13 protein-coding genes and 1 pseudogene are annotated in these 17452 nt (G+C 66.7%); 7 read left to right on the top strand and 7 right to left on the bottom strand.

Translation table 11 applies throughout. The annotated features are described in order from the left end of the window. The first annotated feature begins 50 nt into the window (after positions 1-50). The gene (locus ACPJW8_RS03045) at positions 51-941 is read left to right on the top strand and encodes an alpha/beta hydrolase (protein ID WP_330188185.1); all 891 of its coding nucleotides are present in this window, start codon (positions 51-53) and stop codon (positions 939-941) included. Between the two features lie 10 nt (positions 942-951). Then, entirely contained in the window at positions 952-1332 is a 381-nt protein-coding gene (locus tag ACPJW8_RS03040) for a DUF1304 family protein (RefSeq protein WP_330188184.1), read from the top strand. Here the strand turns inward: ACPJW8_RS03040 and ACPJW8_RS03035 are convergent. The 7 genes and pseudogenes from ACPJW8_RS03035 to ACPJW8_RS03005 form a co-directional block, all read right to left on the bottom strand. Continuing rightward, positions 1314-1526 (bottom strand): hypothetical protein, encoded by a 213-nt coding sequence (locus ACPJW8_RS03035; RefSeq protein ID WP_330194169.1) that lies wholly within the window; start codon positions 1524-1526, stop codon positions 1314-1316. The two genes, ACPJW8_RS03040 and ACPJW8_RS03035, sit on opposite strands and share 19 nt — an antisense overlap. 167 nt (positions 1527-1693) lie before the next feature. Beyond that, positions 1694-2101, bottom strand: a pseudogene (locus tag ACPJW8_RS03030) (class I SAM-dependent methyltransferase); the annotation flags it as partial. Between the two features lie 70 nt (positions 2102-2171). Then, positions 2172-3359 (bottom strand): Gfo/Idh/MocA family oxidoreductase, encoded by a 1188-nt coding sequence (locus tag ACPJW8_RS03025; RefSeq protein WP_330188182.1) that lies wholly within the window; start codon positions 3357-3359, stop codon positions 2172-2174. 24 nt (positions 3360-3383) lie between these two features. Next, positions 3384-4424: a LacI family DNA-binding transcriptional regulator gene (locus ACPJW8_RS03020; RefSeq protein WP_330188181.1), complete on the bottom strand. Its 1041-nt coding sequence runs from the start codon at positions 4422-4424 to the stop codon at positions 3384-3386. Positions 4425-4471: 47 nt separating this feature from the next. Then, positions 4472-6136: a sugar ABC transporter substrate-binding protein gene (locus tag ACPJW8_RS03015; RefSeq protein WP_330188180.1), complete on the bottom strand. Its 1665-nt coding sequence runs from the start codon at positions 6134-6136 to the stop codon at positions 4472-4474. Positions 6137-6190: 54 nt separating this feature from the next. Continuing rightward, on the bottom strand, positions 6191-7126 hold the full coding sequence (locus tag ACPJW8_RS03010; protein ID WP_330188179.1) for a carbohydrate ABC transporter permease: 936 nt from the start codon (positions 7124-7126) through the stop codon (positions 6191-6193). 30 nt (positions 7127-7156) lie between these two features. Then, positions 7157-8035: an ABC transporter permease gene (locus ACPJW8_RS03005; protein WP_425256446.1), complete on the bottom strand. Its 879-nt coding sequence runs from the start codon at positions 8033-8035 to the stop codon at positions 7157-7159. A 430-nt stretch (positions 8036-8465) separates the two neighbouring features. Between ACPJW8_RS03005 and ACPJW8_RS03000 the strand changes: the two genes are divergently transcribed. The 5 genes from ACPJW8_RS03000 (at position 8466) to ACPJW8_RS02980 (ending at position 17425) form a co-directional block, all read left to right on the top strand. After that, entirely contained in the window at positions 8466-9107 is a 642-nt protein-coding gene (locus ACPJW8_RS03000) for a hypothetical protein (RefSeq protein ID WP_330188177.1), read from the top strand. A 93-nt stretch (positions 9108-9200) separates the two neighbouring features. Then, on the top strand, positions 9201-9935 hold the full coding sequence (locus ACPJW8_RS02995; protein WP_330188213.1) for a YcnI family protein: 735 nt from the start codon (positions 9201-9203) through the stop codon (positions 9933-9935). Positions 9936-10053: 118 nt separating this feature from the next. Further along, entirely contained in the window at positions 10054-10668 is a 615-nt protein-coding gene (locus tag ACPJW8_RS02990) for a DUF4232 domain-containing protein (RefSeq protein ID WP_330188176.1), read from the top strand. 129 nt (positions 10669-10797) lie between these two features. After that, the gene (locus ACPJW8_RS02985; RefSeq protein ID WP_330188175.1) at positions 10798-12327 is read left to right on the top strand and encodes an FAD-dependent oxidoreductase; all 1530 of its coding nucleotides are present in this window, start codon (positions 10798-10800) and stop codon (positions 12325-12327) included. 49 nt (positions 12328-12376) lie between these two features. Further along, positions 12377-17425: an Lhr family helicase gene (locus ACPJW8_RS02980; RefSeq protein ID WP_330188174.1), complete on the top strand. Its 5049-nt coding sequence runs from the start codon at positions 12377-12379 to the stop codon at positions 17423-17425. Positions 17426-17452 lie beyond the last annotated feature (27 nt).

The raw sequence follows: 17452 nt of genomic DNA, 5'->3' as shown, positions 1-17452 counted from the left end.
AATTTAGATCCATCACAGGCACACCGGTCATTTTCCGATAGGACCACAACGTGACCCAAACCCAGCCCACAGCCGCCATGCCGCAGCTTTCCGGCGTGACCCACCGGTGGATCGATATCCGCGGGATCCGAATGCACGTTGCGGAGGCGGGCAGCGGCGATCCCCTCATCCTCCTGCACGGCTTTCCCCAGAACTGGTGGGAGTGGCACGCCGTCATCCCCCGCATGGCCGAGCACTTCCACGTGATCGCCGTGGACCAGCGCGGTTTCGGCTGGACTGATGCACCTCCCGGCGGCTACGACGCCCGGACGCTCATGGATGACGTCGTCGGACTCATGGAACAGCTGAACATCCCGCGGGCCCGGTTCCTCACACACGACTGGGGCTCCCTCGTTGCCCAGTTCCTGGCCATGGAACGGCCCGATCTGGTCCAGTCCCTGGTCATCACCGGCACCCCTGACGTGCACATCCGTCCTAATGCCCGGCTGATCCCGCTGTTCCCCAAGCTCTGGCACGCCTTCGCCCTTGCCATTCCCGTGGTCGGGCCGCGCATCCAGCGGAACCGACGGTTCATGCGGCATCTTTTCACCGCCTTCGAGCCCGCCGGCGCTCTGACCGGGGAGGATGTCGAGCTCTACGGCAACGCACTGGCGCAGCCTGCAAGGGCCAGGGCAGGATCGGCCCTGTACCGAAGGAGCCTCATCCCCGCCTTCATGGGCATCATCTTCGGGGGTTATGCCCGGCGGGACTTCACCACGCCCACCCTCGCCCTGATCGGCGCCATGGAACCGTCAGCCGCGCTGCAGGAGATGGGCCACCACCCGGGCCGCGGGAACAACATCACCGCCGAGATCCTCCCGGGCGAGGGCCATTTCCTTCCCGACCACTGCCCGGACGTCGTGTCACACAAGGCCCTCAGGTTCTTCGAGAGCGCCGGCTGAGGCCAACATCATGAACCTGCTCAGCCAGATCGCCGCCTGGTTCTTCGTCGTGATCCTCGTTGCCGTCTTCATCATGGAAGTGTTTTTCTACCACCGCAAAGAGCTCTACAAGTTCACGCTGATCGAACCCGAACACGTCGGCGTGCTGCGCGTGCCCGCCATCAACATCGGCTTCTACAACCTCACCTACGCGCTGGGCCTGGTCGCTGGCCTGCTTCTGCTGGGCACCAACTGGACGGAGGCGGGCCGTGCACTGGTCCTTTTCACCTGCGCGGCCCACGTCATCCTGGGCCTGGTCCTCTACGTTTCGGAGCGGCGGATGTGGACCGGGGCGCTTATGCAGTCCATACCGCCGCTGATCGTCCTGGTGGCCTACGGACTCTGGGGCTGACCGGCCCTCGCCAGCACCACCGGCTGGTAGTAGCCGCTCTCCCCAGGCATCAGCCATTCGACGGCGGTGTACCCGGCCGCCGTCAGCAGGCTCGCGAGTTTCTCCCGCTGCAGGGCCCGGTAGCGGGTCGGCAACGAATGGGTCCGCCACGAACCGGGCTCGACTTCCGCGAAGGTGAACAGCTCGATGTCCACGTACTCGCCGTTCTCCGGCCACGTCCATGCCTGGCCGGACCGTGCCGCGACCCGGCGTCCCCGTGGATCGAAATCGGCACCCCTTCCGGGCGGGTAAGCCGCAACGCGTCATAGTCGCGGAGGGTGGCTAGCAGCAGCCCGCCCGGTCGCAGGCAGGCTCGGATACTGCGCAGCGCACGTTCCAGGTCCCCGTCCGTGAGCAGGTGCGGCAGCGCGTTGTCGCAGGAGATAACCGCATCGAATAACCCACGGACGTGGTCCCGGACCCCGCGGACGTCGCAAACCCCGCATTCGACGCCGATTCCCCTCGCCGCCGCCTCTGCCCTGGCCCGCTCAACAGCCGCTTCGCTCACGTCCGTGGCCGTCACGGCGTACCCCAGAGCCGCCAAGGGCAGGGCCTGGGTTCCGATGCCGCAGGTGCAGTCCAGCAGGCGGCCACCGGCCAGGCCCTGCTGCACGAGGATGCCGGCGATTACCCGCCCGTGCCACTGGGCGGCGGACCACCAGTCGTCGAAGAGCAGGTGGTATTCGGACGCGAGGGCATCGTAGAACTGTTCGGGGGTAGCCGCACCCATGGGCCCATTTTTCCGTGGCAACCGCGCAATTGCACCACTTTGCCCTGACGAAAAGCAGCCCGGCGGAAAGCTACTCCCGCACCAGGGCAGGCTGTCCGGCGTCGAAATACTCCACCAGCCCGGCCGGAAGCGGCGGCACTTCCAGGGCGGATCCGTTCCCCCGCAGCGACTGCGCGGCCAGGATCCCGGCGGCCACGGCCTGGCGCGCGGCAATCGGGGACGTCTGGGTCCGGCCGCCCTCGGCAGCGAAGCGGAGGAACTCGTCAATGAGGCGGGGATCCGCGCCGCCGTGGCCGCCGTCGCCGTCCTCAATCATCAGGGTCCGGTCCGGTTCTGCGTATCCGGACGTCCGCTTGGTCCAGACGCCGATCCGCTCCCCCGGGCCGTCTCCGAAGTTCTCGATCCGCCCCTTCGTTCCGATCACCGTGTAATTCCGCCAGTAGTCAGGCGTGAAATGGCACTGCTGGTAGGAGGCGAGCACGCCGTTGTCCAGCACCATGTTCATCATGGAGATGTCCTCAACGTCAATCCGCTCCGCCAGCCCGTGTTGTTCGGTGGGCGGCCAGTTGTCCAGCGAGAACCACTCACCCATGCGCTTGCCGCTGTTGTCCGCGCGGTCCGCAACGGAACCGTACACCGCAAGGTCTCCGACGGCGGACACCCGCCTGGTGTAGCCGTTGGCCAGCCAGTGGATGACGTCGATGTCGTGGGCGCCTTTTTGCAGCAGCAGCGAGGTCACGTTCTTCCGCTCCGAGTGCCAGTCCTTGAAGTAGTAGTCGCCGCCGTGCCCCACAAAATGCCGGCACCAGACCGCTTTCACCTCGCCGATCACGCCTTGCTCGATCAGCTCACGCATCTGGACCACCACCGGCATGTGGCGCATGTTGTGCCCAACGTACAGGCGCGTTCCGGAGTCATAGGCGGCCTGCAGGATGGAATCGGAGGCCTCAATGGTGATGTCCAGCGGCTTCTCGCAGAAAGTGGGGATGCCCGCCTTGAGCGTTTGAACCGCGACGGCGGCGTGCTGGTTGTCCGGGGTCAGCACCAGGACGGCGTCAATGCCGCTGTCCAGCAGGACCTGGAGGTCCGCCGTCACCGTTGCGGTGGGAACCTGCGCTGCGGCATCGGCCCGGCCGCGTTCGCTGGTGTCGCAGATGATGGTCACCTCTGATCCCTGCCCCGGCTTGTGCGCGTGGCGCCACAGCCCTGCGCGCAGGCCAAAGCCCACGACGCCGATCTTCATGTCAACGGTTCCCATGTGATTCGTGCTTCTTTCTTGTTCTCAATAACGTTTGTCGGCCGCGGTACGGTGTGGAGCCGAGTCCCTGACAAACAGCTGCCAGGGGAAGTCCAGGACCTCGGGAACCTGGGTGCCGCCGTCGACGGCCCTTTTCAGCAGCAGCCGGGCCACCCGCTCGAAGAAATCCACCGGGCCCACGGTGCTCAGCGACGGCGACATCCTTTCGCTTTCGCTCGCGTTGCCCACGCCGATGATGTCTACGTCGTGGCCCACTTTCAGGCCCAGCCGTTGCGCGGCGTTGATGGCGCTGACGGCCGCATAGTCCGACGTCGCATAGAGTGCGGTTGGCCGGTCCTGGCGGTCCAGCAGGCGCGTCGCCGCAGCATAGGCCCCTGCGGTGGTGCCGTCGAAGACGCCCACGTAGTCCTCGTTAAGTTCGATTCCCTTGCCGGCGAGCGCGGACGTGTAGGCGTCGTAGCGTGACCCGGCAAGAGGCTGCCCCTCGCGGGTGGGCACCAGGCAGGCCACCATCCGGTGGCTTGCCAGCAGGTGCTCCACCGCTAGCGTGCAACCGGGTCCGGCAATGGAGCGGATGACGTCGAACCCGTCAGGTTCCAGCTCGCCGTCGAACACCACGAGGTTGGTGCCGCGGGCGGCCAGTCCGTGCAGGGCGGCACGTTGTCCAGGTGTAACGGCGTCAACGAACACGGCATCGGCGTCGTGGCTGTTGAGCACTTCCACCCAGTCCGCGTCCCCCAGGATCAGGGGCGTGATGCCCAGCGGCGCGGCCGCCTTCTGGACTGCTTCAACCATGGCCAGCGACCACGGGTCCGCGAGCATGGTCAAGGACAGGATCACCGTGTTGGTGCGGCCCGTCCGGATTGCCCGGGCGGCGTGGTTGGGCCGGTAACCCAGCCGTTCCGCCGCCGCCCGGACCCGTTCCACAGTGGTGTCCGATACCCCTGGCCCGCCCACGCCCCTGCGCCCGGACAGAACATAGGAAACCGTGGCCGTGGAAACCCCAGCCTCGGCCGCCACCATCCGGATGGTCGGTCTGACCCTGTTTCCTGCTGTCTTGGCCATGCGTTCCCCTTATGTTCTGCTGTTTAGCCCAGTCTGCCCTGTTGGGCCTAGCTGCTGAAGACCGGTGCTTCCGGATCCAGGGCTGCCTGGTATTCCTCGCGGATTTTTTCGCCGCCCTCGTCACGCCAGCGCTTGACGGCGGCGTCCAGGTCACCCACCTGGGCGCGGCCCGTGATGATATCCACGGCCTTGTCCCGGACGATCTTGGTGAGCTTGGAACCGGACCGCGAGTTGGTATCCGAGTACGTCCCGTTGGTGGGGTTGCGCCACGAGATTTCGAGCAGCTTCTGCATCTGTTCGTTGATGTACCGGGTGTCGTCGTCGAAGCCGGGGTTGAACACCACGTTTTCGGGGCTGGACATGATGTTCAGCGCGGAGGTCAGACCCGGCACGTTGACCCTGCCGGACTCGGTGAGGACCGGGTTGCCGGAGCCATCCAGGGTGTAGTCCTGGCCCAGTTCACCGAAGTTCTTCTGCATGTACTCCACAGTGCCGAACGGAGCAGACAGGTAGTCGATCAGCGACAGGAGCTCGCGGATCTTGCCCTCGTCGGTCTTCTTGAAAGGCGTGAAGCCAACGGTGCCGTAGCCCATGTCGTACACCGGCTTGATCTTGCCGTCCGCGCTGAACGGGACGAGGATTTCGAACTTGCCGGTAGCGTTGACAGACCGGTACTGCTTGACGCCGGCCGGTCCCGCATTCACCTGGGCGCCCACGGTGCCGTTGGCCACGCGGTTGCGGATATCCGGGGCCTGGGTATCCGGGTAGAAGACGCCGGCGGCGAACATCTTTGCCACGAACTCGACGCCGGCCTTGTACTGCTCGGTCTCGAACAGGTGGGTCAGGGTGCGGTCCTTGTTCACGGCCCAGCCGTTGGGGGCGCCGAACCACTCGGTCACCATGTGCAGGGCGTTGATGTAGGCGGGCTCCAGCGCATATTTGGACTCGCCGGGGCGGGTGATTTCCTTGGCCTTCTCCAGGAATTCCTCCGCGTTGTTGGCGTTGAACCCGCCTACCGGCGCCCACATGTCCGCGTTGCCGATCCAGACCTGGCCGAAGGGGGTGCTGGGGATGGGCGCGCCCCAGATCTTTCCATTGACGACGGCGGTCTTCCAGGAATCGGGCTTAAGTGCTGCCAGGTTGGGGTACTCAAGCACGGCGTCGCCGGACAGGTATTCGGTGAGGTCCTGGAACTTTGCTTCAAGCATGGGGCCAACGTTGGGGATGCCCTGGTTCGGCGGGACCCACATCAAGTCCGGGAGGTCATTGCTGGCCAGGACCGTTGCGAATTTCGCCGGGTAGCCGTCTCCAATGTCCTCGGCGATCTGGAGTTCCAGGGTGCCGCCGAGTTTGCCGTTGAGCCGCTGCCAGAACGCGTTGTCCTTCAGCCCGGGGCTCATGGTGTCGAACGTTTCGGTCAGGCCCGTGACGGTGCCGCCCTTCAGCGGAGCTGACTTTACCGACTGCACGGGGTTGGCCGGCATTTTGAAGAATGCGGCCTGCAGGCCCTTGGCGTTGCCGGGAATGTCCGGGGTGACGCCGGTGAATTCCTTGTAGGTGGGCAGTTTGACGGCGGAGGAGGCTGCAGCCCCGCCCTCGCCGCTGGCGGCGCCGCCCCCACCGCCGCATGCGCTGAGTCCAACGGTGGTGACCGCCAGCCCTGCCAGGCCGAGGAACCCGCGCCGGCTGAATCCAGTCTGTTGTGTGCTCATCTTCGAAGAGGCCTTTCTGGTTACTTTCTGGGGATTGGGGTGGAGCTTGTTGGGTCAGCCCTTGACGGCGCCGGTGATAACGCCCTTGGCAAAGTGCTTTTGGAGGAACGGGTAGACCATCAGGATGGGAACCAGGGCCACCACCACTACGGCCATCTGGATGGATTGCGGGGGCGGAACCTGGGTAATGCCCAGCTGGTCTGCGGCTGCACCCTGCACCACGAAGTTGCGCAGCAGCAGCTGGATGGGCCATTTGCTGTGGTCGTTGATGTAGAGCAGGGCGTTGAAGAACGAGTTCCAGAAGCCCACCGCGTAGAACAGGCCCACGACGGCGATCACGGCCTTGGAGAGGGGCATCACGATCCGCCACAGGATCTGGAAATCGCTGGCGCCGTCGATCCTTGCGCTTTCGATCAGCTCCGCGGGGATATTCATGAAGAATGCCCGCATGACCACAAAGTTGAAGGCCGCAAACGTGCCCGGGAGGATGAGTGACCACAGCGAGTCCAGCAGGCCCAGCTCCCGGATCATCAGGAAGGAGGGAATGAGTCCGGGGGCGAACAGCAGCGTGAACAGGATGGCAATGATCACGGGACGGCCGAACAGCACAGGACGGCTTGTTGCATAGGCCATGGTGATGGTCACGAAGAGGGCCAGGAGGGTGCCCACCACGGTGATGAAGAGGCTCACACCCAGTGACTGGAGCACCATGGGCCCCTTGAAGATGGTCACATAGGCCTCCAGCGTGGGCCGCTCCGGCCACATCACGAAGCCACCTGCCTTGGCCAGCTGTTCGTTGTCCGCCAGGGAAGTGGAGACCACCAGGAGGATGGGCGCCAGGATGGAAATGCTGAACCCGATGAGCACCAGGGCCTTGACGGACTGGTAGAACGGGTGCGGTTTTTCCTTCCAGACCGGGCGCTTGGGGTTGTAGGTCAGTTCCTTGGGCTTCCTGCTGCGGGAAGGTTTTACGAACGTTGCAGTTGCCATGGTTTTTCTCCTCGACCGGCCGCCCGCGGGCTAGCCGACCTTCCTCGCGAAGATGCCGTCTTCGCCGAACTTGTGGGCTAGTTTGTTGGCGGCGTAGATCAGGAGCATGCTCACTACACCCTTGGCCAGACCGGCCGCGGCGCCCGGGCTCCAGCTGCCGCCGATGATGCCTGCGTGGTAGATGAACGTATCCAGGACCTCGGCGGCGCCCGGCCCAACGGCGTCGCGCTGGAGGATGAACTGTTCGAAGCCGACAGAGAGAATGTCTCCAATCCGCAGGATGAGCAGCAGGACGATCACGGCGCGAAGGCCCGGGAGGGTGATGTGCCACATCCGGCGCCAGCGGCCGGCACCGTCCGCGGCAGCAGCCTCGTAGAGCGAGTTGTCGATGCTGGCCAGTGCGGCCAGGAAGATGATCATGGCCCAGCCGGCGTCCTTCCAGATCATCTGGACCACCACCAGGATGGGGAACGTGTCCGGGTTGGTCATAAAGGGAATGGGATCAAAACCCATGTGGCGCAGGCTGTTGTTGATAAAGCCGGCGCCACCCAGCATCTGCTGGAAGAACGCGATAACCAGCACCCAGGACAGGAAGTGCGGCAGGTACGCGATGCTCTGGAAGACCTTCCGGACCCGCATGCTGATCAGCGAATCCACGATCAGGGCCAAAGCCAGGGGAATCGGGAACAGGAACACCAGCTGCCACGCGGCCAGGTACAGGGTGTTCCAGAATGCGTGCACGAAATCCGGGTTGGCAAAGAGGTCCGTGAAGTTCTGCCAGCCAACCCAGAGGCTGTCGCCGATGCCCAGGAACGGCTGGTAGTCCTGGAACGCGATCACGTTGCCCAGCACCGGAATGTAGAAGAACAGCAGCAGGGACAGCAGCGCCGGAACCATCATGATCAGCATCTGCTTGTCGCGGCGGAGGCGGTACCTGAAGCTCCGGTTGGGACCTGCGGCGGGTCTGGGCTTCCGCCGTCGTTTCCCCGGCGGGATGCTTCCGCCCGTTTCCGCGACACGGGGCGTTGCCGGACTTGCCGGAGCCTGTTCCGTCGTCGAGTTCATGCTGTCTCCTCAGTGCCGGGCAAGTTGAATGTGATCCAAGCCACGCTTGTTAACCGTTTCACAGACCATAAACGACGAAGACAAGCCATTGCAATAAGTTGCTCGAAATCAATATAAAAAGATCAAATATCTTCAGCATGTGTGGTGGCTGGCCTGTGGTCCCGTTGCGGCAAGGTGAAGGAGATCCATGAACGGGCGGTGCCCGGACGGATCGACGTAGACTAACTACGGACCCGCCCCGTCCAGTCCAAGGCCCGTAACCCAGGAGGAACCCGTGCAGCACAGCAGTGCCCGGGCTCCGTTCCATGCGCTGCGGGCCGGCATGGTGGGCAGCGCCGTTGTGGGGCTTGCCGCGGGTGCACACGTGCTGGGCGGCGGCGTGCTTCCGGCCCTTCCCATCCTGCTGGCAATCGCGGCGCTCACCGGACTCGCCTCCACCACCGCAACCCGCTTCAAGCTGAACGCGCCGGCCATGCTCGCCGTGCTGGGCAGCGGGCAACTGGTCCTCCACGAGGCGTTGACCGTGCTTGGCCCGGCCATTTCCGCGCCGTCGCTGCAGCCCGGCCACGCCGGGCACAGCACCCAGGAGCACACCGAACTGCTGGCATCGCTGGCGGCCGCAGGCCAATCCGCGGCGGAGCAGGGCCATGGCGCCGGGGCCGCCGGCCTGGCAATGTTTCTTGCCCACACCGCCGCTACCCTGGCCTGCGCCGCCCTCATGTCCCGCGGAGAAGCTGCGCTCTGGGCGCTGGCCGCGTGGTTGCGTCCGCTGGTGTCCCTTCCTGAAGCCGTAACTTTCGACGCCGGACACTCACCAGCGGCGGCCGGCCCGCCGCCGTCAACCCCTCACCGCCCCTGGCGGAACCTCAGGCAGGACAGCCGGCGCGGCCCGCCTTCCGCCGTCGTATTTTCCTGACCTGGCATTAGAAATCCAAAGAACCAGCCCCTGATCCGGGGGCATTATTTGCCGTACGCCGTGACTGCCACCGGCGTGCGCGAAAGGCACACCATGAACAACTCCACGATCCGCCGCGCCCTCTCCGCCACCGCCCTGGCAGGCTGCACGGCAGCGCTCCTCCTCGCCGGCGTCGGCCCGGCGTCCGCCCACGTAGGCGTCACGCCGGACAAGACAGGGGCCAACGGCTACGCGCTGCTGGGCTTCGCGTTCTCGCACGGCTGCGAGGGTGCCGCCACCACCAAAATCACCATCACGCTGCCACAGGAACTCAACGACGCCACACCCACCGTCAACCCCAACTGGACGGTGGAAAAGGTGACGGAGACCCTTGCGGAACCACGCAGACTCGCCGATGGCAGCAGCATTACCAAACGCACCAGCCAGATCGTCTACACGGCAAAGGAACCAGTGGCGGACGGCCTGCGGGACGCCCTGGTGCTGTCCGCCAAGCTGCCCGACGCCGCAGGCACCACGCTCTACTTCCCCACCCTCCAGACCTGTGAGACGGGGCAGACGGACTGGGCGGAAATCCCCGCGGAGGGGCAGGATCCGCACGATCTGGAGGCACCCGCTCCGGCCCTCACGGTGACGGAGGCGGCCACGGAACCCGCCGGCCACGCCGATCACGCAGCCGAACCCGCCGAGGCAACCGCCACGGACGACTCCGGAGCAGCAGCCCGCAGCTGGGGAGGACTGGCCGCGGGACTCGGCGGGCTGGCCCTCGGCGGCGTGGCTTTCGCCCGCAGTGGCCGCTCAGCCAAGCAGGATGCGACGGCGGCCAAGTAACGCCTGAACTGGGACAATAGGCTGTTTTGGTGCCCGGACCATTACGATCCGGGCATCAAACCCGCCCCAAAGCCGCGCCGCCGTTGACGGACCGCCGCACTACCGAAAAGGTGGAACGATGAGGTCTCAACCATTCACCCGCGGTTTACTTCTCACCACGGCGGCTGCCGCGTGCGCCCTTGTCCTGGCCGGCTGTGGCCCCGCCCAGCCACAGACCCAGGAAACGCCCACGACGTCGGCCGGCCCTACGCCGTCGAACTCCCCCACAGCCACCCCCACCACCCCGCCGGCGCCATCCCCCGATCCGGCGCCCCAGCGCTGCACCTCGGACTCGCTGACGGCGTCCACTGATGCCACCGGCGGCGGCGCGGCCGGCAGCGTGTACATGACCCTCCTGCTCACCAACAAGGGCACCGAACCCTGCATGCTGATGGGTTACCCGGGCGTCTCGCTGACGGCCACTGCCGACGGTGAGCCCATTGGGGCCCCTGCCGTCCGCGACGAATCCAAGCCGCCTGTTGAACTGCTGCTGGCACCGGGCGAAGCGGGCGGCGCCGTCCTCCGGTATGTACAGGCAGGCAACTACCCGGACTGCACCATGGCCGATGCCGCCGGCTACCGGATCTACCCGCCGGAGGACTTTGGCTCCGTCTTCATTCCGCAGCCCACCACCGCCTGCAGCAACGCGGAGATCCAGTTGCTGACAATCGGTTCCTTCCAGCCCGTGGGTTAGCAGTTCTCCGGCGGTTCCTTTGACCCCCACCAGTTCGTAAGTAGACTTACTAAACCTGCTGTTGAACCGCTGGTTGTTCACTGGCCGGTGGTAACTGGACAAGGGCACTGACCCGGAACGGACTGCACCATGACCTCGCTGTGGCTTGACCGGAAAATCGACTTTCCCGCTGATGAGTTCGCCCCGGGAACGACGTACGACACCGTTGTGGCAGGCGCCGGGCTGACCGGGCTCGTCACAGCGCTGCTGCTGGCCCGCTCCGGACAAAACGTGCTGGTGCTCGAAGCCCGGCACCCTGCGGCCGTCACCACCGGCAACACCACCGCCAAGGTGACGCTGCTGCAGGACACAGTGCTGTCGCAGCTGAGCCGCCAGTACTCACAAAAGGTGGTGAACGCCTACGTCGAGATGAACAAGGAAGGCCAAAGCTGGCTGCTCCGCTACCTCGATTCCAACGGGCTGCCCTATCAGCGCCGCACCGCGTACACCTACGCCACCACCCCTGAGGGCGCCGAGAAGCTGCGGATGGAATTCGCGGCCGCCACTTCCGCCGGGCTGAACGTCAACTACGTCCGCACAGCAGGACTGCCGTTCCACATCACCGGCGCCGTCAGCATGGACAACCAGGCGCAGATCAACCCGCTGGACGTCATCGAGGCGCTGGCCCGGGACGTCAAGGCCCACGGCGGAACGATCGTGGGCAACGCCAGGGTCACCGGCGCCGAAGGTTCGGGCCCGGTCACGGTAAAAACCAGCCTCGGCGAAGTACGGGCCAAAAGCCTGGTCCTGGCCACCGGAACGCCCATCCTGGACCGCGGGCTCTACTTCGCCAAACTCAAGCCGCACCGCTCCTACGCAGCAGCCCTTGAGCTGCCCGGCTTCCTGCAGGCACCGGAGGGCATGTACCTTTCCGTGGAACAGCCAACGCGGTCCCTGCGCGACTACCCCGTGGACGGCGGAGGAGATGGCACGGGTTCCGGGAAGCCCCTCCTCCTGGTGGGCGGCAGCGGGCATCCGGTGGGCAAGGCAGGTTCCGAACAGGCGCACCTGGACGACCTCCTGGGCTGGGCGCAGTCCCACTTCCCGGGCGCCAAAGTCACCCACACGTGGTCAGCGCAGGACTACCAGGCGGTCAACCTGATGCCGTTCTTCGGCCGGCTCCCCCGCGGACGCGGGGACATCTACTTCGCCACCGGCTATAACAAGTGGGGCATGACCAACGCCGTGGGCGCCTCCCTCGGCATCGCCGCGGATATCCTGGACGGCCAGATCCCCTGGGCGGATACCCTCCACCGCCGGGTCACCGCGCCACCGGCGGCCGCGTCCGCCGTCGGGCTTAATGCAGGAGTAGGTGCCACGCTCGCAAAGGACTGGGGGAAGCTCCTGGTGAAGGGCACGACGGCGGACGGCGCACCGGAGGAGGGCACCGGCGTGGTCACTCGTTCCGGTATGCGCCCCGTGGCGACGTCCACGGTCAACGGACGGACCTGCCGGGTGAGCGGAAAGTGCACGCACCTGGGCGGCATCCTGCACTGGAACGACGCCGAAAAAACCTGGGACTGCCCGCTGCACGGTTCACGTTTCACTCCTGAGGGCGAGAACCTGGAAGGCCCGGCCACCATGCCGCTGGCGAAGATGCCGGAGCCCGGTAAGGGGTGAGGCAGACGCATCTGCGGGGACTGTCAGTGGGTTGAGGCATGATGGAGAAATGCAGGGTCAGGAACTTCTGGGAATGGACCGGTTCAGCCGGCCCACTCGTGAGTGGTTCCTGGGCGCCTTCACTGTTCCCACCCCTGCCCAGGAGGGTGCCTGGAACGCCATTTCCTCGGGCCGGCATGCGCTGGTAGTTGCGCCCACCGGCTCCGGCAAAACCCTGGCCGCGTTCCTGTGGGCACTGGACCGGCTGCTGGTTTCGGCGCCTCCCCCGCCGCCGGAACTGCCCCTGGATGTTCCCAAACCACGGGGCCGGGCGCGGGCTCCCAAACGCAAGACCCGCGTCCTGTACATCTCCCCGCTCAAGGCCCTTGGCGTCGACGTCGAGCGGAACCTGCGTGCCCCGCTGATCGGCATCACCCAAACGGCCAAGAGACTGGACCTCCCGGCCCCGCTGATCACGGTGGGTGTACGCTCCGGGGACACTCCGGCGTCGGACCGGCGGGCACTGCTGACCAACCCGCCGGACATCCTGATCACCACCCCCGAATCGCTGTTCCTGATGCTCACCTCGCGGGCGCGGGAGACGCTGGAAGAGGTGGACACCGTCATTGTGGATGAGGTCCACGCAGTGGCCGGCACCAAGCGCGGCGCACACCTGGCGGTCTCCCTGGAACGCCTGGACGCCCTCCTCCCCAAGCCCGCTCAGCGCATTGGCCTGTCGGCCACCGTGGAGCCGCGCGAGCTGGTGGCCCAGTTCCTGGCGGGCAGCGCACCCGTGGACATCGTCGCGCCGCCTTCCCGGAAGACCTGGGACCTGACGGTGTCCGTGCCTGTGGAGGACATGTCCGATCTCCAGGGTGCGGCCGGCGCATTCGACTCCGGCCCGGCGTCCGGACTGCAGCCGCAGGCCTCCATCTGGCCGCATGTGGAGGAAAAGATCGTGGACCTGGTGCTGGATAACCAGTCCACCATTGTGTTTGCCAACTCCCGCCGGCTGGCGGAGCGGCTGACGGCGCGGCTCAACGAAATCTACTCCGAACGGCAGCTGGTGGCGGCGGGTGGTGGCGCCTGGGATCTGCCCGGGTCTGACTCTGCTTCTGGTCCCGGTTCCTTGCCAACATCCACAGCCACGCCAGCCCACATGATGGCCCAGGCCGGGAGCACCACGGGCGCGGACCCGGTGCTCGCACGTGCCCACCACGGCTCGGTGTCCAAGGACCAGCGCGCCCTCATCGAAGACGACCTGAAGTCCGGACACCTGCGCTGCGTGGTGGCCACATCATCCCTGGAACTGGGCATCGACATGGGCGCTGTGGACCTGGTGGTGCAGGTGGAATCGCCGCCGTCGGTAGCCAGCGGGCTGCAGCGGGTGGGCCGCGCCGGTCACCAGGTGGGCGAGGTGTCCCAGGGCGTCCTGTTCCCCAAGCACCGCGCGGACCTGGTGCACACCGCCATCACGGTGGAGCGGATGCTGGACGGCAAGATCGAGCGGCTCGCCATCCCCGCCAACCCGCTGGACATCCTGGCGCAGCAGACCGTCGCGGCCACCGCACTGGGGAGCATCGACGTCGAGGAATGGTTTGCCACGGTGCGCCGGTCCGCGCCCTTCTCCTCACTGCCCCGGTCCGCTTATGAGGCCACCCTGGACCTCCTCGCCGGCCGCTACCCGTCGGACGAGTTCGCGGAACTGCGGCCCAGGATCGTGTGGGACCGCAATGCCGGCACCATCGAGGGCCGTCCCGGGGCGCAGCGCCTCGCCGTGACCTCCGGCGGCACCATCCCTGACCGCGGCCTCTTCGGCGTCTACATCATCGGCACGGAGGTGGAAGGCAGCGCGTCGCCTTCTGCGGACGGCAAACCGGCCGCATCCCCGGCCAAGGGCGGCCGCCGCGTGGGCGAGCTGGACGAGGAAATGGTCTACGAATCCCGCGTGGGGGACGTCTTCGCCCTGGGTGCCACCAGCTGGAAAATCGAGGACATCACGCACGACCGCGTCCTTGTCTCCCCCGCCTTCGGCCAGCCCGGGAAACTGCCGTTCTGGAAGGGCGATTCCCTCGGCAGGCCCGTGGACCTGGGCCGCGCGCTGGGAGCGTTCGTGCGTGAACTGTCAGCGTCCGACGTCGGTCCCGCCACCGAACGCTGCAAGGCCAGCGGCCTGGACGACTTCGCCGCCGGCAACCTGATCCAATACCTGCGCGAACAGCGCGAGGCCACCGAGGTGGTGCCCAGCGACACCACGCTTGTAGTGGAGCGTTTCCATGACGAGCTGGGCGACTGGCGCGTGATCCTGCACAGCCCGTTTGGCATGCCTGTCCACGCGCCCTGGGCGCTGGCGGTGGGCCAGCGCCTGCACCAGCGCTACGGCATGGACGGCTCCGCCATGGCCGCGGACGATGGCATTGTGCTGCGCGTACCCATGATGGAAGACGAGCCGCCGGGCGCCGAGCTGTTCCTGTTCGAGCCTGACGAACTTGAGGAGATCGTCACCGCGGAGGTGGGCGGCAGCGCGTTGTTCGCGTCCCGGTTCCGTGAGTGCGCTGCCCGTGCCCTGCTGCTGCCGCGCCAGACTCCCGGAAAACGCCAGCCCCTCTGGCAGCAGCGCCAGCGGTCCGCGCAGCTCCTGGACGTCGCCCGGAAATACCCAAGCTTCCCGATCGTGCTCGAAACCGTCCGCGAATGCCTGCAGGATGTGTACGACCTCCCCGCGCTGAAGGACATCGCCGCATCCGTGGAACGCCGCGAACTGCGCATCGTCCAGACCACCACGCAGCAGCCCTCGCCATTCGCCAAGTCGCTGCTGTTCGGCTACGTTGCCCAGTTCCTTTACGAAGGCGATTCCCCGCTGGCCGAACGCCGCGCCGCCGCCCTGGCTCTCGACTCCACGCTGCTGAACGAGCTGCTGGGCCGGGTGGAGCTGCGGGAACTGCTGGACGCCAAGGTCATTGAGGACACCGAGCGGGAACTGCAGCGCCTGGCTCCTGACCGGCGTGTCCGCGGCCTCGAAGGCGTGGCGGACCTGCTCCGGCTCCTGGGACCGTTGACTGCCGAGGAGGTAGCGGCCCGCCTGGAGCCGGTGGTTGAGCCTGCCGAAACCCCGGTGGTTGAGCCCGTCGAAACCGAGCCTGTCGAAACCCCGGTGGTTGAGCCTGTCGAAACCGAGCCTGTCGAAACCCAGGTCTCGACAAGCTCGACCACCGAAGTCGACGGCTCGACCACCGAAGCTGCTGCCGCGCATCTCGCCGCTCTCCAGCGGGCCAACCGTGCCATCAAGGTGAGCATCGGCGGCGTCGAACGTTTCGCTGCGGTGGAGGACGCTGCGCGGCTTCGCGATGCCATCGGGGTCCCGCTGCCCATGGGTGTGCCGCTGGCCTTCATCGAGCCCGTTGACGATCCCCTCGGGGACCTGGTGTCCCGTTATGCCCGCACGCATGGGCCGTTCACCGCTGCGGAAGCGGCGGCCCGGCTGGGGCTCGGTTCCGCGGTCGTGACCGCCGCCCTGAAACGGCTGGCAGGCGAGGGCCGCACTGTGGAGGGAGAGTTCCGCCCGCATCCCACCGCCACGGCGCCGGCGGAGACTCCAGATGAGGCTTCCGGAGGTGCTTCCAGTGAGCTGACGGCCGGGCCCGTCACAAAGACCGTGTCCGCTCCCCCGGCCAGCGAATGGTGCGACGCAGAAGTGCTCCGGAAGCTACGGCGCCGGTCCCTGGCTGCGCTGCGGGCCGAGGTGGAGCCGGTGGACGCCGCTGCCTACGGCCGGTTCCTGCCTTCCTGGCAGAACGTCCAACCGCGCGGCCAACAAGGCAAACGCGGCCAGCCGGCACTGCGCGGCCTGGATGGAATCCTCACCGCCGTGGACCAGCTCTCCGGCGTTCCCGTTCCGGCATCCGCCTGGGAGCCGCTGATCCTGGCCAGCCGCGTCTCCAATTACCAGCCAGCCATGCTGGATGAGTTGATGGCCGGCGGAGAAGTGCTGTGGTCCGGCGCGGGTGCACTCCCCGGCAACGACGGCTGGATCAGCCTGCACCTCGCCGAGTCCGCGCAGCTGACGCTCAACCCGTCCCCGGATTACGAACCCGGAGACGCCGCCCAACGCATCCTGGACCACCTCCAGGGCCACGGTGGCGGCTTCTTCTTCCGCCAGCTCACCGAGGTGGCTGGCGGCATGGACGCCGTATTGGGCGACGCCGACGTCACGGCCGCCCTCTGGGACCTTGCCTGGGCCGGGCGCATCACCGGTGATACTTTCGCGCCGGTCAGAGCGTTGATTGCCGGCGGCCACACGGCGCACCGGCAGACTGCCAAGGCCCCACGCGCGCGGGCGCAGCGGCTCAGCCGGCTTGGCCGTTCGCATGGCACCGGGCTGCTGGGTTCGCCGGGCCTGGTGGGCGGCCGCTTCGGTCCCGGCGGCGCCGCACCCACGCCGCCAACAGCTGCCGGCCGCTGGTCTGCCTTGCCGCTGCCGGAGCTGGACCCCACCATCCATGCGCGCGCCACCGCCGAGCTTCTGCTGGACCGATACGGCGTGGTCACCCGCGGCTCGGTGATGGCCGAGCAGATCCTGGGCGGCTTTGGCCTGATGTACAAGGTGCTGGCCCGTCTTGAGGAGGCCGGCCGCTGCCGCAGGGGCTACTTTATTGAGCACCTTGGCGCTGCGCAGTTCGCCGTTCCGGCCACTGTAGACAGGCTTCGCAGCTACGCAGAGGACGCCGCGATCGCCAAGGCCGAGCCCTCCGCGCTGGCGCTGGCGGCCACCGATCCCGCCAACCCGTACGGCGCAGCGCTTCCGTGGCCTGCGCTGGATGCCGAGGCCGGAACAGGCCACCGGCCCGGGCGGAAGGCGGGAGCCCTGGTGGTGATGGTCGACGGCGGCCTGGCACTTTACGTGGAACGCGGCGGTAAAACCCTGCTCGCCTTCTCCGAAGAACCTGATGTCCTGGCTGCCGCCGCCACTGCCCTGACGGACGTGGTGAAACGCGGTGCGGTGGACAAGCTGATCATGGAGAAGGTCAACGGGCATGGCATCCTGGACACCCCCATAGCGGCGGCACTGGCCGCGGCCGGGGCCTACTCCACGCCGAAGGGGTTGCGGATCCGTGCCTGAGGTGAAATGTGCTTGAGGTGAACTGTG

The sequence above is a fragment of the Pseudarthrobacter sp. J47 genome (genome assembly GCF_049810315.1).
GTDB lineage: Bacteria > Actinomycetota > Actinomycetes > Actinomycetales > Micrococcaceae > Arthrobacter.
This window is presented reverse-complemented; position numbering and strand designations above follow the sequence as displayed.